The organism is Phycicoccus ginsengisoli, assembly GCF_054779295.1.
This window is the reverse complement of the sequence record NZ_BAAGYN010000011.1, coordinates 89,983-114,408: the sequence shown is the minus strand read 5'-3', so window position 1 is coordinate 114,408 and position 24,426 is coordinate 89,983. Positions and strand designations below refer to the sequence as shown.

Annotated in this window: 21 protein-coding genes; 12 read left to right on the top strand and 9 right to left on the bottom strand. The window is 70.8% G+C overall.

Annotation, left to right across the window (positions count from 1 at the left end; translation table 11 throughout):
• Nucleotides 1-88: 88 nt before the first annotated feature.
• The 3 genes from ACYVDO_RS17305 to fdxA all read right to left on the bottom strand — a co-directional run bounded on the left by ACYVDO_RS17305 (nucleotide 89) and on the right by fdxA (nucleotide 2,958).
• Entirely contained in the window at nucleotides 89-1,384 is a 1,296-nt protein-coding gene (locus tag ACYVDO_RS17305; protein ID WP_460938180.1) for a citrate synthase, read from the bottom strand.
• Between the two features lie 112 nt (nucleotides 1,385-1,496).
• Entirely contained in the window at nucleotides 1,497-2,615 is a 1,119-nt protein-coding gene (gene dapC / locus ACYVDO_RS17300) for a succinyldiaminopimelate transaminase (RefSeq protein ID WP_460938178.1), read from the bottom strand.
• Between the two features lie 16 nt (nucleotides 2,616-2,631).
• A complete protein-coding gene (gene fdxA / locus ACYVDO_RS17295; protein ID WP_460938176.1) occupies nucleotides 2,632-2,958 on the bottom strand; it encodes a ferredoxin in 327 nt (108 codons plus the stop codon).
• Between the two features lie 21 nt (nucleotides 2,959-2,979).
• Between fdxA and ACYVDO_RS17290 the strand changes: the two genes are divergently transcribed.
• Both ACYVDO_RS17290 and ACYVDO_RS17285 read left to right on the top strand, forming a co-directional pair.
• Nucleotides 2,980-4,023 (top strand): GNAT family N-acetyltransferase, encoded by a 1,044-nt coding sequence (locus tag ACYVDO_RS17290; RefSeq protein WP_460938174.1) that lies wholly within the window; start codon nucleotides 2,980-2,982, stop codon nucleotides 4,021-4,023.
• Between the two features lie 40 nt (nucleotides 4,024-4,063).
• Entirely contained in the window at nucleotides 4,064-4,474 is a 411-nt protein-coding gene (locus ACYVDO_RS17285) for a VOC family protein (RefSeq protein WP_460938172.1), read from the top strand.
• Nucleotides 4,475-4,481: 7 nt separating this feature from the next.
• Here ACYVDO_RS17285 and ACYVDO_RS17280 read toward each other — a convergent pair whose 3' ends face one another.
• From ACYVDO_RS17280 to ACYVDO_RS17255, 6 genes are all read right to left on the bottom strand, one after another.
• Nucleotides 4,482-6,161 carry a VanW family protein gene (locus tag ACYVDO_RS17280; protein ID WP_460938170.1) on the bottom strand — a complete coding sequence of 560 codons (1,680 nt, stop codon included), beginning with the start codon at nucleotides 6,159-6,161 and terminating at the stop codon, nucleotides 4,482-4,484.
• 11 nt (nucleotides 6,162-6,172) lie between these two features.
• Complete coding sequence (locus tag ACYVDO_RS17275; RefSeq protein WP_460938168.1) at nucleotides 6,173-6,667, bottom strand: flavin reductase family protein; 495 nt, start codon at nucleotides 6,665-6,667, stop codon at nucleotides 6,173-6,175.
• Nucleotides 6,664-7,617, bottom strand: a complete 954-nt coding sequence (gene mshB, locus ACYVDO_RS17270) for an N-acetyl-1-D-myo-inositol-2-amino-2-deoxy-alpha-D-glucopyranoside deacetylase (RefSeq protein WP_460938166.1) — start codon at nucleotides 7,615-7,617, stop codon at nucleotides 6,664-6,666. Before mshB ends, ACYVDO_RS17275 begins: the two co-directional genes overlap by 4 nt.
• Nucleotides 7,614-9,359, bottom strand: coding sequence for an ABC transporter substrate-binding protein (locus tag ACYVDO_RS17265; protein WP_460938164.1), 1,746 nt, complete (start codon nucleotides 9,357-9,359; stop codon nucleotides 7,614-7,616). The genes mshB and ACYVDO_RS17265 overlap by 4 nt, the downstream gene beginning before the upstream one ends.
• Before the next feature lie 17 nt (nucleotides 9,360-9,376).
• Nucleotides 9,377-11,260 (bottom strand): translational GTPase TypA, encoded by a 1,884-nt coding sequence (gene typA, locus ACYVDO_RS17260; RefSeq protein ID WP_460938162.1) that lies wholly within the window; start codon nucleotides 11,258-11,260, stop codon nucleotides 9,377-9,379.
• Between the two features lie 64 nt (nucleotides 11,261-11,324).
• Nucleotides 11,325-11,771 carry a (deoxy)nucleoside triphosphate pyrophosphohydrolase gene (locus ACYVDO_RS17255; RefSeq protein ID WP_460938160.1) on the bottom strand — a complete coding sequence of 149 codons (447 nt, stop codon included), beginning with the start codon at nucleotides 11,769-11,771 and terminating at the stop codon, nucleotides 11,325-11,327.
• 224 nt (nucleotides 11,772-11,995) lie between these two features.
• On the opposite strand from ACYVDO_RS17255, the gene ACYVDO_RS17250 reads away from it, so the two are divergent.
• The 10 genes from ACYVDO_RS17250 (at nucleotide 11,996) to ACYVDO_RS17205 (ending at nucleotide 24,320) form a co-directional block, all read left to right on the top strand.
• Complete coding sequence (locus tag ACYVDO_RS17250; RefSeq protein WP_460938158.1) at nucleotides 11,996-12,991, top strand: ABC transporter permease; 996 nt, start codon at nucleotides 11,996-11,998, stop codon at nucleotides 12,989-12,991.
• A 90-nt stretch (nucleotides 12,992-13,081) separates the two neighbouring features.
• Nucleotides 13,082-14,818, top strand: coding sequence for an ABC transporter substrate-binding protein (locus ACYVDO_RS17245; RefSeq protein ID WP_460938156.1), 1,737 nt, complete (start codon nucleotides 13,082-13,084; stop codon nucleotides 14,816-14,818).
• A gap of 113 nt (nucleotides 14,819-14,931) precedes the next feature.
• Nucleotides 14,932-15,939, top strand: coding sequence for an ABC transporter permease (locus ACYVDO_RS17240; RefSeq protein WP_460938154.1), 1,008 nt, complete (start codon nucleotides 14,932-14,934; stop codon nucleotides 15,937-15,939).
• Nucleotides 15,936-17,069, top strand: coding sequence for an ABC transporter ATP-binding protein (locus ACYVDO_RS17235; RefSeq protein ID WP_460938152.1), 1,134 nt, complete (start codon nucleotides 15,936-15,938; stop codon nucleotides 17,067-17,069). The genes ACYVDO_RS17240 and ACYVDO_RS17235 overlap by 4 nt, the downstream gene beginning before the upstream one ends.
• A 4-nt stretch (nucleotides 17,070-17,073) precedes the next feature.
• Complete coding sequence (locus ACYVDO_RS17230) at nucleotides 17,074-18,114, top strand: ABC transporter ATP-binding protein (RefSeq protein WP_460938150.1); 1,041 nt, start codon at nucleotides 17,074-17,076, stop codon at nucleotides 18,112-18,114.
• 207 nt (nucleotides 18,115-18,321) lie between these two features.
• On the top strand, nucleotides 18,322-19,998 hold the full coding sequence (locus tag ACYVDO_RS17225; RefSeq protein ID WP_460938147.1) for an ABC transporter substrate-binding protein: 1,677 nt from the start codon (nucleotides 18,322-18,324) through the stop codon (nucleotides 19,996-19,998).
• Nucleotides 19,999-20,096: 98 nt separating this feature from the next.
• Nucleotides 20,097-21,107 (top strand): ABC transporter permease, encoded by a 1,011-nt coding sequence (locus tag ACYVDO_RS17220; RefSeq protein WP_460938145.1) that lies wholly within the window; start codon nucleotides 20,097-20,099, stop codon nucleotides 21,105-21,107.
• Nucleotides 21,104-22,111: an ABC transporter permease gene (locus ACYVDO_RS17215; protein WP_460938143.1), complete on the top strand. Its 1,008-nt coding sequence runs from the start codon at nucleotides 21,104-21,106 to the stop codon at nucleotides 22,109-22,111. The genes ACYVDO_RS17220 and ACYVDO_RS17215 overlap by 4 nt, the downstream gene beginning before the upstream one ends.
• Nucleotides 22,112-22,119: 8 nt before the next feature.
• Nucleotides 22,120-23,154, top strand: coding sequence for an ABC transporter ATP-binding protein (locus tag ACYVDO_RS17210; RefSeq protein WP_460938141.1), 1,035 nt, complete (start codon nucleotides 22,120-22,122; stop codon nucleotides 23,152-23,154).
• Nucleotides 23,151-24,320, top strand: coding sequence for an ABC transporter ATP-binding protein (locus ACYVDO_RS17205; protein ID WP_460938139.1), 1,170 nt, complete (start codon nucleotides 23,151-23,153; stop codon nucleotides 24,318-24,320). Before ACYVDO_RS17210 ends, ACYVDO_RS17205 begins: the two co-directional genes overlap by 4 nt.
• Nucleotides 24,321-24,426 lie beyond the last annotated feature (106 nt).

Here is a 24,426-nt window from a genome sequence, read left to right as displayed (position 1 = left end):
TTCGCCCGGCGAGTCCCGGGTGTCCCCGGCGGACGACGACGCCCCCGGCGCGGGCCGGGGGCGTCGTGGAGCGGGTGGGACGGGACGGTCAGCGCTCGCCCATGCCGACGTAGTCGCGCTCGGTGTGACCGGTGTAGATCTGGCGCGGACGGCCGATCTTGGTCTGCGGGTCCTCGATCATCTCGCGCCACTGGGCGATCCAGCCCGGCAGGCGGCCGAGGGCGAAGAGCACGGTGAACATGCGGGTCGGGAAGCCCATCGACTTGTAGATCAGGCCGGTGTAGAAGTCGACGTTCGGGTAGAGCTTGCGCTCGACGAAGTAGTCGTCCTCGAGGGCGCGCTGCTCGAGCTGGAGCGCGATGTCGAGCAGCGGGTCCTGCACGCCGCCCTTGTTGAGGATGGTGTCGGCGGTCTTCTTGATGATGGCGGCGCGGGGGTCGTAGTTCTTGTAGACCCGGTGGCCGAAGCCCATCAGCTTGACGCCGTCCTCCTTGTTCTTCACCTTCTTCACGAAGGTGTCGACGTCCCCGCCGTTCTCGTGGATGGTGCTGAGCATCTCCAGGACGGCCTGGTTGGCGCCGCCGTGCAGGGGACCGAAGAGGGCGTTGATGCCGGCCGAGACCGACGCGAAGAGGTTGGCCTGCGAGGAGCCGACGAGGCGGACCGTGGAGGTGGAGCAGTTCTGCTCGTGGTCGGCGTGCAGGATGAGGAGCAGGTCGAGGGCCTTGACCATGTCCTCGTCGAGGTCGTACGGCTCGGCCGGGAAGCCGAACGTCATCCGCAGGAAGTTCTCCGGCAGCGACAGCGAGTTGTCCGGGTAGAGGAACGGCTGCCCGACCGACTTCTTGTAGGCGTAGGCCGCGATCGTCGGCAGCTTGGCCATGAGGCGCACGGTCGAGATCTCGACCTGCTCCTTGTCGAAGGGGTCGAGGCTGTCCTGGTAGAACGTCGACAGCGCCGAGACGGCCGAGGACAGCACCGGCATCGGGTGGGCGTCGCGCGGGAAGCCGTTGAAGAAGGCGCGCAGGTCCTCGTGCAGCAGGGTGTGGCGGCGGATCTTCTGGTCGAAGTCCTCCAGCTGCTGCTGGGTCGGCAGCTCGCCGTAGATGAGGAGGTAGGACACCTCGAGGTAGCTCGACTTCTCGGCCAGCTGCTCGATCGGGTAGCCGCGGTAGCGCAGGATGCCCGCGTCGCCGTCGATGTACGTGATCGCGCTGCTGCACGAGGCGGTGTTGACGAAGCCGGTGTCGAGGGTGACGTTGCCGGTCTCCTTGAGCAGCTTGGAGACGTCGTAGCCGTCGTTCCCCTCGGTGGCCTTGACCAGGCCCAGCTCGAGCGTCTTGCCGCCGGCCGTCAGGGTGGCGCCAGCCGTTGCGTCAGTCATGTGTGTGTCCCATCTTCCACGAGTGTGCGGGCACCCGTCGGGTGTGCGTCGGGGCGCTCGTCGCGCACTGCGACGCTACCCCAACCGTGCTGCGGCGACGGAATCGGGCTGGTCAGGCACCGAGCCGGCGGACGGCCTCGCCGATGCGCTCGTCGGTCGCGGTGAGGGCGATCCGCACGTGCTCCCGGCCGGCATGGCCGTAGAAGGTGCCGGGGGCCACGAGGATCCCCCGGTCGGCGAGGGTGGCCACGGTCGTCCACGCGTCCTCGCCCCGGGTGGACCACAGGTAGAGGCCCGCCTCCGAGGAGTCGACGCGCATCCCGAAGCCCTCGACCGCGGCCCGCAGCGTCTGCCGGCGCGCGGCGTACCGGGCCTTCTGGCCCGCGACGTGCTCGTCGTCGCCGAGCGCCGCGGTGAGCGCGGCCTGCACCGGGCACGGGACGATCATCCCGGCGTGCTTGCGCACCTCGAGCAGCCGGCGCACCAGGGCCACGTCGCCGGCGACGAAGGCGGCGCGGTAGCCGGCGAGGTTGGACTGCTTGCTCAGCGAGTACACGGCGAGGAGACCCTCGTGCGAGCCACCGGTGACGCGGGGGTCGAGGATCGACGGCGTGGTCGGCCCTTCCGCCCCCTCCCGCCAGTCGAGCTCGGCGTAGCACTCGTCGCTCGCGACGACGACACCGTGCTGCCGGGCCCAGGCGACGACCTTGGCGAGGTGCTCGACTCCGAGGACCTTGCCCGTGGGGTTGCTGGGGGTGTTGAGCCACAACAGCTTCGGCGTCGTGGCGGGCGTCAGGGGGCCGAGGGCGGCGAGCCCGTCGACGACGGTGGGGGTGGCACCGGCGAGCCGGGCCCCGACGTCGTACGTCGGGTAGGCGACCGACGGGAAGCCGACCAGGTCACCGGGACCCAGACCCAGCAGGGTGGGCAGCCAGGCGACGAGCTCCTTGCTGCCGACGGTCGGCAGGACGCCGTCCGGGTCGAGGTCCGGGACACCCCGGCGGCGGTCGAACCAGGCGGCGACCGCCTCGCGCAGGGCCGGGGTGCCGTACGTCTGCGGGTACCCCGGGGCGTCGGCGGCCGAGCGCAGGGCGTCCTGCACCACCGCCGGGGTGGGGTCGACGGGGGTGCCGACCGAGAGGTCGACGAGGCCCCCGGGGACGGCGCTCGCCCGTTCCTTGTAGGGGGCGAGCGAGTCCCAGGGGAAGTCCGGGAGCGCGCGTGAGGTCACGCGTCGGCCCCGGTCGTCACTCGTCGTGCGACTGCGGGGGCAGGTCGGCGATGATCGGGTGGTCCTTGGGGATCATGCCGAGCTTGGCGGCACCGCCCGGGCTGCCGAGGTCGTCGAAGAACTCGACGTTCGCCTTGTAGTAGTCGGCCCACTGCTCGGGCACGTCGTCCTCGTAGTAGATCGCCTCAACCGGGCACACCGGCTCACAGGCACCGCAGTCGACGCACTCGTCGGGGTGGATGTACAGCGAGCGCTCGCCCTCGTAGATGCAGTCGACGGGACATTCCTCGATGCAGGCCTTGTCCTTGAGGTCCACACAAGGCTGGGCGATCACGTACGTCATGGCGCCCATACTATGCGGCGTGTGTCAGGCGACGTCGGCAACCTCCCCCTCGGGTCCCGGGTGGTCGTGCGGTGGCGCCTCGACGCCCCGGACGCCGCCACCGGGGCGACCCTGACCGACTCGGTCGGCACCCTGCTCGAGGCCACCGCGGACGCCCTGGTCGTGGACACCCGGAGCGGTCCGGTGCGGGTGCCCCGCGACCGGGTCACCACCGCGAAGGTCGTCCCGCCACGTCCCGCCCGCCGGGGCGCGGCGCACCTCGCGATCTCCGTGGAGGACCTCCAGCGCGTGATGGCGCCCTCGTGGGGCGCGCTCGAGCGCGACCGGCTCGGGGAGTGGGAGCTGCGCGCCTCCGAGGGCTTCACCCAGCGGGGCAACTCGGTCGTCACCGCCGGCGACCCCGGGGTGCCCCTCGCGCAGGCGGTGGACCACGTCGAGGCCTGGTATGCCGCGCGCGGCCTCCCCGCGAAGCTCGTGCTCGCCGGGCCGGAGGGCTTCGACCCCGGCGACGACCCGCTCGGGGCCCTGCTGCTGGGCCGCGGGTACACCGAGGGCAGCCGGACGCTGGTGCTCACCGCCGCGACCGAGCGGGTCGCCGCGGCCGACCCGGGCGGCCCCGAGGTCCTCGTGGCGGAAGTGGCCCCGCCCGAGTGGCTCGCGACCTACCTGACCACCCGGCCGGACGCTGCCGGCGCCGGCGAGCGCGTCGTCACCGGCAGCCCCCAGCACCTGTTCGGACAGGTCCGTCCCGGTGGCGGGCTGGCGCAGAAGCTCGGGCTGCGCGACGCCGACGCCGCCGGCACCACCCCGGTCGCCCTGGGACGCCTGGGCATCGCGCACGGCTGGGCAGGGCTCGGCGCGGTCTGGACCGACCCGGCACACCGTGGTCGGGGCCTCGCCGCCCACCTCACGGCGCAGCTGGCCGCAGCGGCCCGCGCCCGGGGCGTCCACCTGGTCCACCTGCAGGTCGAGCACGACAACGCCGCCGCGATCCGGCTCTACCGCCGGCTCGGCTTCGACACCCACTCGAGCTACGTCTACCTCACCCAGCCGCCCCCGGCATAACCAGTGGCGCCGCACGCCGACCCTTGGCAAGGGTGGGCCCATGACCTCACGCATCTCGCACACGTCCGTCGACTCCGGCAACGCCCATGCGCAGTCGGTCTGGTGGGGGCAGGTGCTGGGGTTCTCGGAGGACCCCCGCGACCCCAACCTGGCCGGGCACGAGGAGTGCATGATCTTCTCCCCCGACGGCCGCACCCGGGTGCTGTTCATCGAGGTGCCCGAGGGCAAGGCGGTCAAGAACCGGCTCCACTTCGACCTCACCCCGACCGACCGCACCCGCGAGGAGGAGGTCGAGCGCATCCTCGGCCTCGGCGCCACCGTGCACCAGGACCTGCGCAAGGACGACGGTGGGGGGTGGGTGACCCTGCTGGACCCGGAGGGCAACGAGTTCTGCGTGCTGCGCAGCGAGTCCGAGCGGCCGGACCCCTACGCCCACCTCGTGCGCGACTGAGCGCCGCTCAGCCGGCCTTCGGGTTGGTGCAGCGCACGTCGTCCTCGGGGATGTAGTGGGTGTTGAAGGTGGACGTCTTCACCTGCGTGCCGCCCTTCTTGAAGATGCGGGTGACCGTGACGTCGAACCCGGGGGTCGGCGTCTGGGGCACGCAGGACGCGCGGTCGTCGGTGATCCGCTTGGGCTGGACGACGTTGCGCCGGGGGCCCTTGACCGCCTCGACGTCCCAGACCTTGGTGCCGTGGAAGGTGACCGTGACGGAGTTCCCCGAGACCCCGGCCTGGATGAGGATGCCGTAGCCGGTGTCGTTGGTGAACCTGTTGTCGACGTCCGGCCAGGAGATCGTGGCCTCGCGGCCCTCGGGGTACCTGGAGATGTAGAACGAGTGCGGGTGGTGCTCCTCGATCCGCGCACCGGAGAAGAAGATCGCGTTGAACAGCGTCGTCGACAGCTGCGAGATCCCGCCGCCGTAGTCCCTGGTCAGCCGGCCGTTGACGATGACGGGGGCGGAGTTGTAGCCCTTGGCCGCGGTCCGCTGCCCGAGGCGCGCGTTGAGGCTGAAGGTCTCCCCCGGCGCGACGTAGGTCCCGTTGAGGGTGCGCGCCGCGATGGTGATGTTCTCGGTCCGCGGCGGGTTGAACGGGAACTGCGTGGTGAAGGTCGAGATGACCTCGCGCGGCTTGATCTTCTCCGCCTGCGCGGTCGTGAGCTTGGGCTGCACGACCTTCGCGGAGACCGTGGCCGTGCGGCCGGGGGCGGTGAGGGCGGGCACGAAGGCGCTCCGGACCGCGGCGTCGTCGAGGGTGGCGCCGACGACCGCAGGCTCGACCACCGGGGTCGTGCCCCGGAACGTGATCTTCGCGTCCTGGGCCGGCTTCTCGATGCCGGCAGCGGCCGCGGCCTTGCGGACCGCGGCCACGAGCTTCGCCTCGTCGACCTGCGGTGACAGGGTTCCCGAGCCGTCCGCCGTGACGGCGAGCGCGGGCGCGAAGGCGGCCGGCTCGACGGAGAACTTCTTCGCGCCGACGACCACGGTCACCGGGGCGCTCACCGCGGGGGTCGCGAACTCGCGGTTGGCGCGGTCGAGCTCCTCGGCGGACACCTTCGGCTCCACCGTGTCGACCGCAGCCTGCACCGGCGCCGTCGTGGGCCAGCGAGCCGCGACCGCGTCAGCGGTGCGGCCGACGGAGACCGCCCGGCCCGCGACGGGCCGGACCAGGGTGACCTTGCCCTCGGGGAAGGTGATGGCAGCCTCGGTCACGGGCGTCTCGAGGGCCTTCGCGGCGCCGCGCACCGCCGCCTCGAGCCGGGCGCGGTCGACCTCGACGGCCAGCTTCTGGTCACCGCCACCGGTGAGGTGGGCCCAGAGGTCCGCCGGCTTCAGCGAGAAGCCGGTCAGCCCCTCCACGGTGCCGGGCAGGTCGAGGCGCAACCCGGCCTGCTCGGGGGTGAGCTCCTGCCTGGCGTCACCGGCGACGAGCACGACCTTGTCGTCCCGCCGGCCGGCCAGCGCCCGGTCGAGCGTCCGCTCGGCCGAGGCCGGGCTCATGCCGCCGATCGGGACCCCGGCCACCGAGGTGTTGGCCGGGACGTGCTGCCCCAGGAAGTACGCCAGCCCGAGGTATCCCGCGGCGAGGACGGTGAGGGCGACCGAGGCGCGCAGGGCCGCCGAGCCGTTCTCTCTCACGGGCACTCCCCTCAGCGCAGCGGCTGGTAGCGGCTGCGGTAGTAGACCAGCGCGTCGGCCGGGTGGTCGTTGCTCGAGAGGGACACTACTTCCCCGACCACGATGCTGTGGTCACCGGCGCGGTGCAGGTCGGTGGTGCGCAGCTCGAGCGTCGCCAGCGCGTCGTCGAGCAGGGCCACCCCGACCTCGGGACCGCGGTGGTGCGCCACCCGGTCGAGCTGGCCGTGCAGCGGCCGCCCCTGGGTGGACAGCCACTCGGCCACCGGGCGCTGGGCGGCGGCCAGGATGCTCACGCCCCAGACGCCGGAGTCCGCGATGGCGTCGTGGAACCGCGCGTCCACCTCGACGCAGGCCAGGACCAGCATCGGCTCCATCGACACCGAGGTCACGGCGTTGGCCGTCATGGCGTGGTCGTGCCCACCGGCGAACGTGGTCAGGACCGTGACGCCCGTGGCGAACCGTCCCATGGCCAGTCGGAAGTGGTCGGCGTCGAGGGGGGTGGTCACGAGGACCCATCCAACAGGCCCGCGACCCGGCCCGCCTCACCGGACGAGGTCTCGAGCACCCCGGCCGCCGTCGTCCCGGGGTGGGGACCTGGCTCATGGGTGACCCTCGGCGGTACCGCGAGCCGACCCGTCGCGGGGTCGAGCCGGGCGAAGCCCTCACGACCGGGCAGCCTGGCCGCGATGTCGTTGGAGAGCGCGTACACCTCGCCGCGCACCGTCACCTGGGTGACGTGCTCGGACAGCGCGGCCTGCTGCACGGCACGGGCCGGCGCGTCCTGCACCGCGTGGGTCACCAGGACGTCGTCGACGACCGACGGGGGGTACTCCCCGTCGACCGCCGGCACGGTCCAACCCCGGGTCAGCTCGGGCCGCCCGGCCAGCCACTGCCGGTCCTCGCGGGCCCACGACGCGGGCGTCAGCACGGCATACAGCGGCGGCTGCTCGTCGGAAGGCAGGGAGGCCACGGCCGCGCACGTCACCCGGTGCGTCTGGATGTGGTCGGGGTGGGCGTAGCCCCCGTGCTCGTCGTAGGTGACCACGGCGGCGGGCCGCAGCCTGCGGACCACCGCGGCCACGAGCGCGGCCGCCTCGGCGACGTCGGCGTTGACGAAGGCCGCGGGGTCGGCCGCGCTGGGGGTGCCGGCCATCCCCGAATCGCGGTAGCGCGACAGGACGCCCGCCGCGGGGTCGGCGCCCAGGACCTCGCAGGAGGCGCCGAGTACGGCCATCGCGCGGGCCAGCTCGCCCGCGCGGTACGGGCCGAGGGCGTCGTCGTGCGCCGCGTCGAGGTGGAGCAGCTCCGGCGGGATGACCTCGCCCTCCTCGCCCAGGGTGCAGGTCAGCACGTGCACCGGGTGCCCCGCGCGGACGTAGTGGGCCATGGTGAGCCCGGTCGTGAGCGTCTCGTCGTCGGGGTGGGCGTGGACGAACAGCAGCGGCGGCCGGCTCACCCGCCCACCCCGGTGCCGGCCAGGTCGACGAAGCCGCCGAGCGCCTCGTTCGCCGCGAAGCCGGTGACGTCGCTGCCGGCCACGTAGAGGTTGCGGCGCTGGGCCAGCGCGACGAAGGCGCCGCGCTGGGCGAGCGAGGCGTCGAGCCGCGCCCACGCCGCCGCTCGTCCGGTGGCGTCGGCGATGCCGCCGATCCGGGTGATCTCGGCGTTCACCTTGTCGTCGGCGAAGCGCCCGTAGTCGCGGCCGCTGCTGTCGCCGAGCAGGTTCAGCCGGCTGTCGAGCAGCGGCGGGATGACGGTGGAGGCCGACGGCCAGGACGCGGCCCAGTTGGCCCAGAAGACGTCGGTCTTGTCCTCGCGGCCCGGTGCGGAGATCGCGGTGAAGTAGTCCTTCTCGATGGGCTGGAGGGTGACCTCGAAGCCACCGTCCGTCCAGCCGTTGGACAGGGCCGCCATCGCCTTGTCGGCCGTCGGGGACGACCGGTAGGCCACCCGGATCCGCACGGGCAGCGTCAGGCCAGCCTGCTCGAGGGCGGCCCTGGCCGCTGCCGGGTCGCCGCCGGGCCCGGCCCCAGTCGGGTCGGCGTCGCTGTGACCGGGCAGCGCAGGACCGATCAGGCTGAACGCCGGGGTCGCGGCGCTCTCCCCGCCCAGCGCGGTGACGTAGCCCTCGCGGTTGGTGGCCAGGGCCAGGGCGGTGCGCACCCGCTGGTCCCGCATGACCCCCTTGGCGAGGTTCGGGGCCAGGTAGTCCACGAACTGCCCCGACGGGTTGAGCGAGCGGGCCCGCAGCCCCGAGTCGGAGAGGATGTTCTGCTGCATCGCGGGGGGTGCCGGGTCGAGCGTGACCGTCTGCCGGTGCTGCGGGTCGTCCGCGAGGACCTGCTGCACCGCCGCCTGCGACTCCGTGCCCTCGACGTAGCTGATGGTGTCGGGCAGGCCCTTGCGGACCGGGTCGGACGCCCTGTCCCACTCGGGGTTGCGTACGAAGGTGCCGCCGGCGTTGGGGTCCCAGTCCCCCTTGAGCCGGTAGGGGCCGCTGGAGAACACCGCGTAGGTGCCCTGCTGGGGGCCCTTGTCCTGGTCCTTCTTGACCGGGGCGAACGCCGGCGAGGCGACCACCTGGTCGAACTCGACCATGGGCGCCGCGAGCCGGAACGTGATCGTCGAACCCTTGCAGCTGACCGCCTTGTCGTACGCCGCCTGGCCCTTGGCGTCCTTGGCCCAGGGACCGGCGTAGCCCGGCGTGCCGTCGGGCTTGCGCGGCAGGTCGAGGTACGCCGCCGGGTAGTTGAGCCCCTCGGTGGCCATCGGGTCCGCGAAGGAGCGGGAGACGCCGTACCTCACGTCCTCGCACGTGACGGGCGAGCCGTCCTGCCACCTGGCGTCGTCGCGCAGGGTGTAGCTCCAGACCCGGTGGTCCTTGTCGGGGGTGCCGAGGTCGGTGGCGAGGTCGCCGACGACGGAGCGCTGGGCGGCGGCGTCGGCGCCGGGCGGGAACGCCGTGAGCGTGCGCAGGAACACCCGCCCGGCGAAAGCGGCGTCCGAGGCGATCGCCATCCGCTGCGGGTCCCAGGTCGCGACGGGCCCGAGCGACAGGACGGTCAGCTCGCCGCGCGGCGCCGACCCCTTGTCGCGAGGCTGCGCGTCGCGTGGCGAGCAGCCGGCGGACAGGGCGGTGGCCAGCACGAGGACGCCCGCGACCAGCGGGCGGCGGTACGGGAGTCGGACTCTCGGCACGCGCTGGCCTCCCGCGGTCAGGAGTTGCGCGCCCGGGCTGCCGCGCGGGCGCGCAGGGTCTGGTCGAGCTCGACCTTGCGGATGCGGACGGCGTCGGGGGTGACCTCGACGCACTCGTCCTCGCGGCAGAACTCCAGGCTCTGCTCGAGGCTGAGCTTGCGCGGCGGGACGATCTTCTCGAAGTTGTCGGAGGAGGAGGCGCGCACGTTGGTGAGCTTCTTCTCCTTCGTGATGTTGACGTCCATGTCGTCCGCACGGGAGTTCTCCCCGACGATCATGCCCTCGTAGACCTCGGTGCCGGGGTCCGTGAACAGCGTGCCGCGCTCCTGGAGGTTGACCATGGCGTAGGCCGTGACGACTCCGGTGCGGTCGGCGACCAGCGAGCCGCTGGTGCGGGTGGTGATCGTGCCGAACCACGGCTCGTAGTCCTCGAACACGTGGTGGGCGATGCCGGTGCCGCGGGTCTCGGTGAGGAACTCCGTGCGGAAGCCGATGAGGCCACGGCTGGGGACGAGGAACTCCATCCGGATCCAGCCGGTCCCGTGGTTGGTCATCTGCTCCATGCGGCCCTTGCGGGCGGCCAGGATCTGCGTGATCGCGCCGAGGAACTCCTCCGGCGTGTCGATGGTGAGCCGCTCGACCGGCTCGTGCACCTTGCCGTCGACCTGCCGGGTGACCACCTGGGGCTTGCCCACGGTCAGCTCGTAGCCCTCGCGGCGCATCTGCTCCACGAGGATCGCGAGCGCCAGCTCGCCACGGCCCTGGACCTCCCAGGCGTCGGGCCGCTCGGTGGGCAGGACCCGCAGCGACACGTTGCCGACGAGCTCCTTGTCGAGGCGGTCCTTGACCATGCGCGCGGTGACCTTCGAGCCACGGACGCGGCCCACCATCGGGCTGGTGTTGGTGCCGATGGTCATCGAGATGGCCGGCTCGTCGACCGTGATGACCGGCAGCGGGACGGGGTTCTCCGCGTCGGCGAGGGTCTCGCCGATCATGATGTCGGGGATGCCCGCGATGGCGATGATGTCACCGGGGCCGGCCGACTCGGCGGGCTTGCGCTCGAGCGCCTCGGTCATCAGCAGCTCGGTGATCTTGACCCGCTCGGTGCTGCCGTCGGTCCTGATCCAGGCGACCTGCTGGCCCTTGCGGATCGTGCCGTTGTGCACGCGCAGGAGCGCCAGGCGGCCCAGGAAGTTGGACGCGTCGAGGTTGGTGACGTGCGCCTGCAGCGGGGCCTCGTCGTCGTACGTCGGCGCGGGGATCGTGCCGAGGATGGTCTCGAACAGCGCCTCGAGGTTCTCGGCGTCCGGCAGGCCCCCGTTCTCGGGGCGGTTCAGGGACGCGCGGCCGGCCTTGGCCGAGGCGTAGACGATGGGGAACTCGATCTGGTGCTCGTCGGCGTCGAGGTCCAGGAACAGCTCGTAGACCTCGTCGACGACCTCGGCGATGCGGCTGTCGGGGCGGTCCACCTTGTTGATGCACAGGACGACCGGCATCTTCGCAGCCAGCGCCTTGCGCAGCACGAAGCGCGTCTGCGGCAGCGGGCCCTCGGAGGCGTCGACGAGGAGGACGACGCCGTCGACCATGGACAGGCCGCGCTCGACCTCGCCACCGAAGTCGGCGTGGCCCGGGGTGTCGATGATGTTGATGGTGGCGCCGTCTGCGAGCCCCGCGTCCGCCGCGGCCTTGCCGCGGTAGTGGATCGCGGTGTTCTTGGCGAGGATCGTGATGCCCTTCTCGCGCTCGAGGTCGCCACTGTCCATCGCGCGCTCGTCGACGTGCTGGTGCTCGCCGAACGCGCCGGCCTCCCAGAGCATCTTGTCGACGAGGGTGGTCTTTCCGTGGTCGACGTGGGCAACGATGGCGACGTTGCGGATGTCGTCGCGGGTCTTCATGGGCATGGGGTCCATTCTCTCAGGATTTCGAGGTCCCGATGACCACGGGCGCCCCGGGCGCCCGCCCCGGTCAGCGCAGGCGCGCAGCGATGAGGTCCACGATCGGGAGGTCTGCGGGGAGCCAGCCGACGGCATACAGCTCCTCCGGGCCCAGCCAGCGCAGCTCGTCGTGGTCCTCGATGGGGGCGGGCTCCCCCGCCGTCACCCGCGCCCAGTACACCGTCATCGCGTAGGCGTCGCCCAGGGGCCAGCGACCGTCCGGCAGCGGACCGCTCAGCACCTCCCCCACCTCCACCTCGACGCCGAGCTCCTCGAGCAGCTCGCGCCGCAGTGCCTCCACGACGCCCTCACCGGGGTCGACCTTGCCGCCGGGCAGCTCCCAGCCGCCGGCCAGCGCCGGCGGCTCGGTGCGGCGGGCGGCCAGCACGCGGGTCGGCGCCCCCAGGTCGTCCACCAGGGCCGCCCCCGCGACGGGACGCAGGCCGGAAGCGCCTGTGGCAGAGGGATCGTTGGTCATCTGTCCCCATTTGGATGGATCGTGTGGCAGCGACCCCAGTGTGCCGCAGATCCTCAGTCGGACACGGCCCGCAACGAGCCAGTCTCCTGCACGTCACAATTCGGCATCACTGGCCAAACGTCGCTTCACCGGACGAGGCCAGAGGATCACACTCAACTCGCTCACTCACCGGGGTGCCCGCGATCCCGGCGGCTCGACCACGCGACCGGAGGTTGACCACGCCCATGACGGTGCCCCTCGAGATCAGCCCGACCGGCTCAGCACCTCAGCCGGAGGACGTGCTCGCGGGTGAGACGCGGATCGAGGGTCGGTCGCTCGGCCAGATCGCCTGGCGGCGGCTGCGCCGGGACCGGGTCGCCATGGCGGGGGGCGCCGTGCTCATCTTCCTCATCCTCGTCGCGATCTTCGCGCCGCTCATCGTCAAGGTCCTGGGCCACCCGCCGAACGAGTTCCACCAGGACCTCGTGGACACCGAGAACGGCACCCTCGGGGCCAAGGGCCCGCTGGGCGGCATGTCGTGGGACTTCCTCATGGGCGTCGAGCCGGTCAACGGGCGCGACATCTTCAGCCGGGTGGTCTACGGCTCGCGGATCTCCCTGCTCATCGCGTTCTTCGCCACCCTCCTCTCGGTGTTCATCGGCTCCACCATGGGGATCGTGGCCGGGTACGTCGGTGGCTGGGCGGACGCCGCGATCAGCCGGCTGATGGACGTGTTCCTCGCGTTCCCGCTGCTCGTCTTCGCCATCGCCCTCGCCGGCGTCGTCCCGGACAAGGCGTTCGGCCTCTCCGGCGACGCGCTGCGCATCGTGATGCTGATCTTCATCATCGGCTTCTTCAACTGGCCGTACATCGGACGCATCGTGCGCGGCCAGGCCCTGTCGCTGCGGGAGCGCGAGTTCGTCGACGCGGCCAAGGGGCTGGGCGCCCGTTCGCCCTACATCCTCGTGCGCGAGGTGCTCCCCAACCTGCTCGCGCCGATCCTGGTCTACGCGACGCTGCTGATCCCGACGAACATCCTGTTCGAGGCGGCCCTGTCGTTCCTCGGTGTCGGCATCCAGCCGCCCACCGCCTCCTGGGGCGGCATGCTCTCCGACGCCGTCACCTACTACACGATGCCCCACTTCCTGCTCTGGCCCGGACTCGCGATCTTCGTGACCGTGCTCGCCTTCAACCTGTTCGGAGACGGACTGCGCGACGCCCTCGACCCCCGAGCCCGCTGACCCCCGAGCCCGCTGACCCGCGGCGCTCGGTCCCTTGAAACACCACAAGAAGGGTGGACACACACCATGAGAACTGCACGATCGGCTCGCATGGCGATCGCCGCGGCCGCGGCGTTCGGCCTTGCCGCCTGCGCGGGGGGTGGGGGCAGCACGTCCAGCGGTTCGTCCTCCGGGGGGACCAGCAAGGCGAGCTTCAACGCCGCCGTGAAGGACATCTACAACGCCTCGGACAAGAAGGGCGGCACCATCAAGTTCGCCGACGAGGGCGAGCCGGACAGCACCGACCCGGGCGACACCTACTACGGCTACATGTGGGACTTCATCCGGCTCTACACGCGGTCCCTCACCATGTTCACGGTCGCTCCGGGCGACAAGAGCAACCAGCTCGTGGGCGACCTCGCCGAGGGACTCGGCAAGGCCACCGACGGCGGCAAGACGTGGACCTACAAGCTGCGCTCGGGCCTGAAGTTCGAGGACGGCACGCCGATCACGGCCAAGGACGTCAAGTACGGGATCGAGCGCTCGACCGACAAGGCCACCTTCCCCGACGGCCCCACCTACTACGACTCGCTGCTCAACTGGCCGAAGGGCTGGGCCGGTCCGTACAAGTCGAAGGGGATGAACACCGACTCGGCGATCTCCACCCCGGACGACCTCACCATCGTGTTCCACCTCAAGGCGCCGTTCTCGAGCTTCGACTACCTCGCGATGACGCCGCAGACCGCCCCGGTCCCCCAGGCGAAGGACACGGGCGCGAAGTACAAGGAGCACGTCGTCTCCAGCGGGCCGTACATGTTCGACACGTACCAGTCCGGCAAGAGCTTCACGCTCAAGCGGAACCCCAACTGGAGCGCCTCCACGGACCCGAACCGCAAGGCGCTGCCTGACGGCTACGAGTACGACATGAACGTCAACAGCGACGACATCGACAACCGGATCGTCGCCGGTGACCTCGACGTCGCGGCCGTCGGCACCGGCGTGACGCCGGCCACCCAGAGCCGTGTGCTGTCCGACCCGACGCTCAAGGCGCGCGCGGACAACGCGACCCTGGCCCGGCTCTGGTACACCTCGATCAACCCGACCGTGAAGCCCCTCGACAACATCAACTGCCGCATCGCCGTCGAGTACGCCATGGACCGCACGTCCTACCAGACGGCGTACGGTGGCCCGTTCGCCGGCGGCGACCTCGCGACGACCCTGCTTCCCCCGGTGATCCCCGGCTACCAGAAGTTCGACGACTACCCCAGCGCCGGTGGCAAGGGCGACCTGGCCAAGGCCAAGGAGTACCTGGCGAAGTGCGGCCAGCCCAACGGGTTCTCCACGAACATCGCCTACCGCAACGAGCGGCCGAAGGAGAAGGCGACGGCTGAGGCCTGGCAGCAGCAGCTGGCCAAGGTCGGCATCAAGATCACGCCCAAGGGCTACGCCAAGAAGGACTACTTCTCGACCTACGCCGGCAACCCGCCGTACGTGGTCAAGAACGACCTGGGCCTCGTGGTCAACGGCTGGGGCGCCGACTGGAACGACGGCTACGGCTTCCTGTCCCAGATCACCGACAGCCGGGTGATCCGCGACACCGGCGGCTCGTCGAACACCAGCGTGCGGATCCCCGAGGTCGACAAGCTGCTCGACCAGGCGGCCACCGAGCTCGACGCGACCAAGCGCAACGCCATCTGGGGTGAGATCGACAAGAAGGTCATGGACCAGGCGGTCATCTACCCCGGCGTCTACGCCAAGAGCCTGCTGCTCCGTGGGAAGACCCTGACGAACGTGTTCGTCAACCCGCAGTTCGGCATGTACGACTACGTGTCGCTCGGCAAGCCGTGACAGGGCGGCCCTGACGCCGCGCTGACCGTCCGTCCGCTCCGAACCAAGGCAGGTGAACGCCTCCGGCGGCCGGCCCGGGACCACCCGGGCCGGCCGCCACGGCAGCCATCGTGGTGACCTACATCCTCCGCCGACTGATCGCGGCGGTCCTGCTGCTGCTGGTCGTCAGCATGGTCGTCTTCGCGATCTTCTACCTCTTCCCCCGGTGGGCGGGGGCGACCCCCGAGACGCTCGCAACGAGGTACGTCGGCCGCAGCGCCACGGTCGAGACGGTGAAGACGACCGCGAAGTCGCTCGGCTTCTACGACCCCGTCTGGCTGCAGTACTGGCACTGGCTCAAGGCCGTCTTCGTCGGGCAGGACTACGACATGGGCGCCGAGGTCGAGCACTGTCCCGCCCCGTGCCTCGGGTTCTCGTTCCAGAGCAAGACGCCCGTGTGGCCCGACATCGTCGACCGCGCCCCGGTGACCTTCTCGTTGGCCCTCGGTGCCTCGATCCTGTGGCTGTTCGCCGGCGTCGCGACGGGCGTCGTCTCGGCCCTGCGACGCGGCTCGTTCTTCGACCGGGCGGCGATGTCCGTCGCCCTCGCCGGCGTCTCGCTCCCCATCTTCTTCACCGGACTCATCGGCCTGGCCTTCTTCAGCTACCAGATCCCGATCTTCGCGGCGGGCGGCTCGTACACCCCCTTCACGCAGAACCCGCTCAGCTGGGCGTACGACCTGCTGCTGCCCTGGATCACCCTCGCGTTCCTGTTCTCCGCGCAGTACGCCCGGCTCACCCGGGCGGGCATGCTGGAGACGATGAACGAGGACTACATCCGCACCGCCCACGCCAAGGGCCTGCCCGAGCGCACCGTCGTCGTCAGGCACGGGCTGCGTGGCGCGCTGACCCCCATCCTGACCATCTTCGGGCTCGACCTTGGCCTGCTGCTCGGAGGTGCCGTGCTCACCGAGAAGACCTTCTCGCTCAACGGACTCGGCAAGTACACGGTCGACGCCATCGACAACCAGGACCTGCCGCGCATCCTGGGCGTGACGCTGGTGGCCGCCTTCTTCATCGTGATGTCCAACCTGGTGGTCGACCTGCTGTACGCCGTGGTCGACCCGAGGGTGCGTCGATGAGCGCCGGCCTGCGGCGCACGCCGGGGCGCACGTCCGCGTCCGCCGGCACCGAGACGACGACCGGCCACCGGGGGCTGGGCGGCCTCGGCGCCGCGCCGGAGGACGCCTTCCTCTCGGTGCGGGACCTCCAGGTCCACTTCCCCACCGACGACGGCCTGGTCAGGTCGGTCGACGGCCTGTCCTTCGACCTCGCCCGGGGCAGGACGCTGGGCATCGTGGGTGAGTCCGGCTCGGGCAAGAGCGTCACGAGCATGTCCATCATGGGCCTGCACGACCCCGACTCGGTCGTGATGCACGGCTCCATCCTGCTGGGTGGCACCGAGCTGGTGGGCGCGTCGCGTGAGCTCGTCCGCAGCCTGCGGGGCAAGCGGATGGCGATGATCTTCCAGGACCCGCTCTCGGCGATGCACCCCTTCTACACCGTGGGGGCCCAGATCATCGAGGCCTACCGCGTCCACAACGACGTCACCAAGGCGGTGGCGCGCAAGCACGCGATCGAGATGCTCGGCCGGGTCGGCATCCCCCAGCCCGCCCGCCGCGTCGACGACTACCCCCACCAGTTCTCCGGTGGCATGCGCCAGCGCGCCATGATCGCGATGGCGCTGTCGTGCGACCCCGACCTGCTCATCGCCGACGAGCCGACCACGGCCCTCGACGTCACCGTCCAGGCCCAGATCCTCGACCTCATCCGCGACCTGCAGGCCGAGTTCAACTCGGCGGTCATCATCATCACGCACGACCTCGGGGTGGTCGCCGAGCTGGCCGACGACATCCTCGTGATGTATGCCGGGCGGTCGGTCGAGTACGCCACCGCGGACGCGGTGTTCAACCACCCCCAGCACCCGTACACCTGGGGGCTGCTCGGCTCGATGCCACGTCTGGACCGCGAGACCACCGAGCGGCTGCTGCCCATCCCGGGCACGCCACCCAGCCTGATCAGCGTGCCGCCCGGGTGCCCGTTCCACCCCCGCTGCCGGTTCCGCGACCGGGTCGGGGCCGCCTGCTCGACCGAGCGCCCCGCGTTCCGCGAGGTGGAGACCGACCACCACATCGCCTGCCACCTCGACGCCAAGGACCGGGAAGAGATCTGGTCCCAGGAGATCCAGCCCTCACTGGGAGCACGGAGCTGACACTGTGACGACCGACTCCACCCGAGCCGACGACCCCATGCTGCAGGTCCGCGAGCTCACCAAGCACTTCCCGATCCGCCGGGGCCTGCTGCAGCGGCAGGTCGGCGCCGTCCAGGCCGTCGACGGTCTCTCCTTCGACGTGCACGCCGGCGAGACGCTCGCGCTGGTCGGCGAGTCCGGGTGTGGCAAGACCACCACGGGCCGCATGCTCACGAGGCTCATCGAGCCCACCGGCGGCACGATCCTGCTCGAGGGTCGCGACATCACCCACCTGTCGACCTCGAAGATGCGGCCGCTGCGCCGCGACGTCCAGATGATCTTCCAGGACCCGTTCTCGTCGCTGAACCCTCGGCACACGGTCGGCACGATCGTCGGAGCACCCTTCCGGCTGCAGGGGATCGAGACGCCCCTGGGCGTCAAGAAGGCGGTCCAGGACCTGCTCGAGCTGGTGGGGCTCAACCCCGAGCACTACAACCGCTACCCGCACGAGTTCTCCGGCGGGCAGCGCCAGCGCATCGGCATCGCGCGATCGCTCGCCCTCAAGCCCAAGCTGATCGTCGCCGACGAGCCGGTCTCGGCCCTCGACGTGTCGATCCAGGCACAGGTGATCAACCTCCTCGAGGACCTGCAGGACGAGCTGGGCCTCACCTACGTCGTCATCGCCCACGACCTCTCGGTCGTGCGGCACATGTCGGACCGCGTGGCCGTCATGTACCTCGGCAAGATGGTCGAGGTCGCGAGCCGGGACTCGCTCTACTCGACGCCCATGCACCCGTACACCACCGCCCTGATGTCGGCCGTGCCCATCCCCGACACCCACCGCAGGCAGCACCGGGAGCGGATCCGGCTGCAGGGTGACGTGCCCAGCCCGATCAACCCACCGCCGGCCTGCCGCTTCAACACCCGCTGCTGGAAGGCCCAGGACGTGTGCCGCACCGTCGAGCCCCCACTCGTCGAGCTGGGCACCGGGCACCACGTGGCCTGCCACTTCCCCGAGAACGCCCCGTCGACAGCCCCCGCCGAGGAGTCGTCAGCTCCGGCATGACGGGCGTCACCGCCTGAACCGGGCCTATTCGGGCACGGGTCTCACTTGTGTTAATTTCCGCGGCGCCGCGACCCAGCCGCCGCACTTCTCGCTAGGGTCGGCGACCAACCGTGAAGGGACTTGCTCCGGCATGCCCGAGCGGGGCAGGACAGCTACTCCCTGGCGCCCGACCGGGTCGACCAGAGTTCGCAGACAAGCGAGGTATTCATGAAGCTCACGCGGAAGGCGGCACCGGTCGCCTTGGCGACGACGCTCGCCCTGACCCTGGCCGCCTGCGCCCAGTCCAACAGGGACAACGGCAGCGGCTCGTCGGGCAGCAGCGGCAACAACAAGGACACGATCACGTTCGGCGCCGCCGGCGCGCCCGAGCTGTTCGACCCCTTCTACGCCACCGACGGCGAGACCTTCCGGGTCACCCGGCAGATGATGGAGGGCCTGGTGGGCATCAAGCCGGGCACCGCCGACATCGAGCCCGAGCTCGCCACCAAGTGGGAGTCCTCGTCGGACGGCAAGGAGTGGACCTTCTCCCTGCGCCAGGGCGTCAAGTTCTGGGACGGCGAGCCCTTCAACGCGGCGGCCGTCTGCTACAACTTCGAGCGCATGTTCGACCAGAACGAGGTCGCCGCGGGTGGTCCCGCCGGCTACTGGGCGGACGTGATGGGCGCCTTCAAGTCGGACGCCAAGAACGCCCTCTACCAGGGCTGCACGGCCAAGGACGACATGACGGCGGTCGTCAAGATCAGCCGCCCCACCTCGAAGTTCCCGACCGCGCTGTCGCTCGACTCCTTCTCCATGCAGTCCCCGAAGGCGCTCAAGGCGGGCGACGCGAACAACGTCACCAAGCAGGGTGACGGCTTCGGCTACCCGGCGTACTCCAAGAACCCGGTGGGCACCGGCCCGTACAAGCTGGAGAAGTTCGACGAGGCGAACAAGACCGTCACGCTCGTCGCGAACGACACGTACTGGGGCGAGAAGCCGAAGACCAAGAAGATCGTCTTCAAGATCATCCCCGACGAGTCGACCCGTCGCCAGGAGCTCGAGGCCGGCAGCATCGACGGCTACGACCTGCCCAACCCGGCCGACTGGAAGGGCCTGAAGGACTCGGGCAACAAGCTGCTGGTCCGCCCCGCGTTCAACATCCTCTACGTGGGCCTGAACCCGGAGCACAACCCCAAGCTCAAGGACCTCAAGGTCCGCCAGGCGCTCTACTACGCCATGAACCGCGACCAGCTCGTCAAGACCCAGCTGCCCGAGGGCGCCACGGTCGCGACGCAGTTCATGCCGGAGACCGTCGACGGGTACAACAAGTCCCTGCAGGCGTACCCGTACGACCCGGAGAAGGCCAAGTCGCTGCTCAAGGAGGCGGGCGCCGAGGGCATGACCCTCAACTTCGCCTACCCCTCGGACGTGTCGCGGCCCTACATGCCGAACCCGCAGAAGATCTACGAGGCGCTGCGTGGTGACCTCGAGAAGGTCGGCATCAAGGTCCAGGTCAGCACCAAGCCCTGGAACGGCGGCTACCTCGACACCGTCGACAACGGCGGCTACGACGCGTGGCTGCTCGGCTGGACCGGCGACTACAACTCGGCCGACAACTTCATCGGCACGTTCTTCTCCAACCTCAAGGCGAACGACTTCCACACCAGCGTGACCTCCTACGGCGCGCAGCTGTCGAAGGACCTCGAGGCGGCCGACTCGATCGTCGACGAGGCGCAGCGCGCCGCGGCCTACGAGAAGATCAACCAGCAGATCCAGGAGGAGTACCTGCCGGGGCTGGCGATCAGCCACTCCCCGCCGGCCCTCGTCGTGAGCGACAAGGTGAAGGGTCTCGTGGCGAGCCCGCTCACCGCGGAGACCTTCTCGACGGTGACCGTCAGCAAGTGAGCCGAGCGCTGACCTCGGACAGCAGTTCCTGAGACTGTGGCCGTCCCGGCACCATCGCCGGGACGGCCACCGTCGCGACTGAAGGAGATCGACCCCCCGTGCTCAGATTCATCCTCAGACGGCTGATCCAGATGGTGGGCGTGGTCATCGTGCTCTCGATGCTCGTCTTCCTCTGGCTGCGGTCGCTCCCCGGCGGCACCGTGTCCGCCATGCTCGGCGAGCGGGCCACGCCCGAGCGCCGCGCCGCGCTGGAGAAGGCCCTCGGCCTCGACCAGCCCATCTACGTGCAGTACTGGGAGTTCCTGAAGCGAGCCCTGCAGGGCAAGTTCGGTGCCAGCACGGGGGTGCAGGCGGGCACCGACGCCTTCGACATCTTCATGCAGCGGTTCCCCGCCACGATCGAGCTGGCGCTCTTCGCCATCATCCTGGCGATCGCCGTCGGCATCCCGCTGGGCTACCTCGCGGCCCGTCGCCGCGCGTCCTGGTTCGACAACGTCTCCGTGGTCGGGTCGCTCATCGGCGTCGCGGTGCCGGTCTTCTTCCTGGCCTTCCTGCTCAAGTACTTCTTCGCGATCAAGCTCCACTGGCTGCCCGTCTCGGGCCGCCAGGACTCGGGCCTCGACGCCACCCGGGTCACCGGGTTCTTCGTGCTCGACGGGCTCCTGACGCGCGAGTGGGACTCGGCCTGGGACGCCGTCAAGCACCTCATCCTGCCGAGCCTGGCGCTGGCCACGATCCCGTTCGCGGTCATCTTCCGGATCACCCGTGCCGCGGTCCTCGACGTCATGGACGAGGACTACGTGCGCACCGCCGAGTCCAAGGGCCTGACCCGCAGCGTCATCCGCGGCCGGCACGTCCTGCGCAACGCGCTGCTGCCCGTCGTGACGACCATCGGCCTGCAGACCGGTGGGCTGCTCGTCGGGGCCGTGCTGACCGAGCGCGTCTTCAGCTGGGGCGGCCTCGGCGAGGCCACGGCGCTGTCGTTCGAGCGCCGGGACTACGCCGTGCTGCAGGTCCTGCTGCTGATGTTCGCCATCACCTTCGTCGTGATCAACCTGCTGGTCGACATCGCCTACGCCGTCATCGACCCCCGAATCCGGACGAGGTGACCCCCGTGCCCAACCCCCTCAACCCCAGCACCAGGAAGCAGCGGATCGACGACCTCGCCGCCTCGACCGCCGGTGGCGGCGTGGCCCTCGCGGACCGCTCGGTCGGCGACGCCGGGCGCGTCGAGGAGTCGGCCGGGGTCTCGCTCATCGCCAGCGCCTGGCGCCGGCTGCGGCGCAACCCCGTCTTCCTCCTCGGGGCGACGATCAGCGCGCTCTTCGTCCTGCTCGCGATCTTCTCCCCCCTGATCGCGCCGCACGACCCGACCGCGCGGCTGCTCATCGAGCAGGTCCGACCCCAGTCGAACCCCATCCCCGGGGCGCAGCCGGGCTACCCGCTAGGGGCCGACTCCGTCGGCCGCGACATCTTCAGCCGGCTCATCGTCGGCAGCCGGCAGACGCTCATCGTGGGAGTCCTCGCCACCCTGTTCGGGTTTGTGGGCGGGCTCACCCTGGGCACGCTCTCGGGTGCCTTCGGTGGCTGGGTCGACTCGTTCGTCATGCGCCTCGTCGACGTGATGCTGTCGATCCCGTCCCTGCTGCTGGCCGTCTCGATCGCCGCGCTGGCGTCGCGGCCGAGCCAGTGGACCGTCATCATCGCGATCGCGGTGGTCCAGGTGCCGATCTTCGCCCGGCTCCTGCGCGGGTCACTGCTCGCCCAGCGGGCCAGCGACCACGTGCTCGCCGCCCGCGCCCTGGGGGTGAAGCGGTCGGCCATCGTGTTCCGGCACATGCTCCCGAACGCCCTCGGCCCGGTCATCGTCCAGGCCACCCTGGTGCTCGCCGGCGCCATCATCGATGCCGCCGCGCTGTCCTTCCTCGGTGTCGGCAACCCCGACGACCGGCAGCCCGAGTGGGGCCAGATGCTCGGCGCCGCCCAGGAGTACATCTACGACCACCCGGCCCTCGCCGTGTGGCCAGCCGTGTGCATCATCACCGTGGCCCTCGGCTTCACCCTCATGGGGGAGTCGCTGCGCGAGGCCCTCGACCCCAAGAGCCGGAGGTAACCCGCCTCATGACCGAACTCATCGAGAACGTCAGGACCCGTCGCGCCGACGGCAGCGAGCCGCTGCTGTCGGTGCGTGACCTGCGCGTCACGTTCCAGCGGTCCGGCGAGGACCCGTTCGTCGCCGTCGACGGCGTCAGCTTCGACGTCCGTCCCGGACAGACCGTCGGCCTCGTCGGCGAGTCCGGCTGCGGCAAGTCGGTGACCTCCCTCGCCATCATGGGCCTACTCCCCACGCGGGGGGTGAAGGTGGAGGGCGAGGTGCTGTTCAACGGCGCCGACCTGCTCAGGGAGTCCGTCGACCAGATGCGTGACCGGCGTGGCCGCGACCTGGGGATGATCTTCCAGGACCCGCTGTCCTCCCTGAACCCGGTCGTCCCGATCGGGCTGCAGGTGACCGAGGTCCTCGAGCGGCACCGCGGCCTGTCCCGCAAGGCAGCCCGGCCCATCGCGCGCGAGATGCTCGACAAGGTCGGGATCCCCGACCCGGAGCGGCGGCTCAAGGACTACCCGCACCAGCTCTCCGGCGGGATGCGCCAGCGCGCCCTCATCGCGATGGCGCTGGCCTGCGAGCCACGGCTGCTCATCGCCGACGAGCCCACGACGGCCCTGGACGTGACGATCCAGGCGCAGATCCTGGCGCTGCTCAAGGAGCTCGTGGAGGACACCGGCACCGCGCTGATCATGATCACGCACGACCTCGGCGTCGTCGCAGGGCTCGTCGACCGCGTCAACGTGCTCTACGGCGGCAAGATCGTCGAGCGCGGCGACCGGCACCCGCTGTTCGCCGAGCCGCGCCACCCGTACACCAACGGCCTGCTCGGCTCGATCCCCCGCCTCGACGGCTCCCGCGGCGAGCGGCTCCACCCGATCCCCGGCTCGGTCGCCGACAACCTGCCGTGGACCTCGGCCTGCGCGTTCGCGCCCCGGTGCCCGAACGCGGTCGACGAGTGCGTGCAGCACCGGCCCGAGCTGGTCGAGGAGGGCTCCCGGGCCCTGCGCTGCTTCAACCCCGTCCGTCCCGACCAGGAGGCAACCCGATGACCGCCACCGCCGACACGCCCACCACCGGCACCGTGGCCGCCGGCGAGGTTGCCGCCGGCGAGGTGCTCGTCGACGTCAAGGGCGTCAAGGTGCACTTCCCCATCAAGAAGGGCGTGATCATCGACCGCACCGTCGGCTACGTCTACGCCGTCGACGGGGTCGACCTGCAGATCCGCAGGGGCGAGACCTACGGCCTCGTCGGCGAGTCGGGCTGCGGCAAGTCCACCCTCGGGCGGGCCATCCTCAACCTCGAGCCGCCCACCGACGGCAGCGTCGAGTTCGACGGCGTCGACATCGCCTCGCTCAAGGGCGAGGAGCTGCGGCGCAAGCGCCAGGACATCCAGATGGTCTTCCAGGACCCCATGGGCAGCCTGGACCCGCGCCAGTCGGTCGAGTCGCTCCTGCTCGAGGGCATGAAGGCGCACGGCCTGGCCAAGGACGAGAAGCAGGCCTCGGCCCGTCTGCGCGAGCTGCTCAAGGCCGTCGGCCTGCCGCCGGCGGCCCTGCGCAAGTACCCGCACGAGTTCTCCGGTGGCCAGCGCCAGCGCATCGGGATCGCACGGGCGCTGTCGGTGAACCCCAAGCTCATCGTCGCCGACGAGCCGGTCTCGGCCCTCGACGTGTCGGTCCAGGCGCAGGTCATCAACCTGCTCGAAGAGCTGCAGGACGAGTACGGCCTGACCTACCTCGTCATCGCCCACGACCTCGCGGTGGTGCGGCACATCAGCGACCGCATCGGCGTGATGTACCTCGGCGCCTTGGTCGAGGAGGCCGACGCGGAGGACCTCTACGAGCAACCGTTGCACCCCTACACCCGGGCCCTCATGTCGGCCGTGCCGGTCCCCGACCCGCTGGTCGAGGACCGTCGCGAGCGGATCCTGCTCACCGGTGACCTGCCCTCCCCCGCCAACCCGCCGAAGGGCTGCCGGTTCCACACCCGCTGCCCGTGGCGCCAGGAGACGCGGTGCGACACCGACCGCCCGCAGCTGCGGGTCGTCGAGGTGCCTGGAGCCACCGCCAGCCACCGCGTCGCGTGCCACTGGGCCGAGCAGATCGCCTCCTGCGAGATCCAGCCGCACGAGGTCAAGGCCGTGGCGACCGAGCAGACCGAGAGCGGCGGCGACGCCGACTTCATGGGGCCGGCCTCGGTGCAGGAGGCCCTCTGACCGAGGGTCCCGATGCCCCCGGTATGCCGCGTGCGCACCTGCGCACGCGGCATACCGCTGTCCGGGCGCGGGCGAGGTGAGGGTCGCCTTCCATGACAGGTGGGCC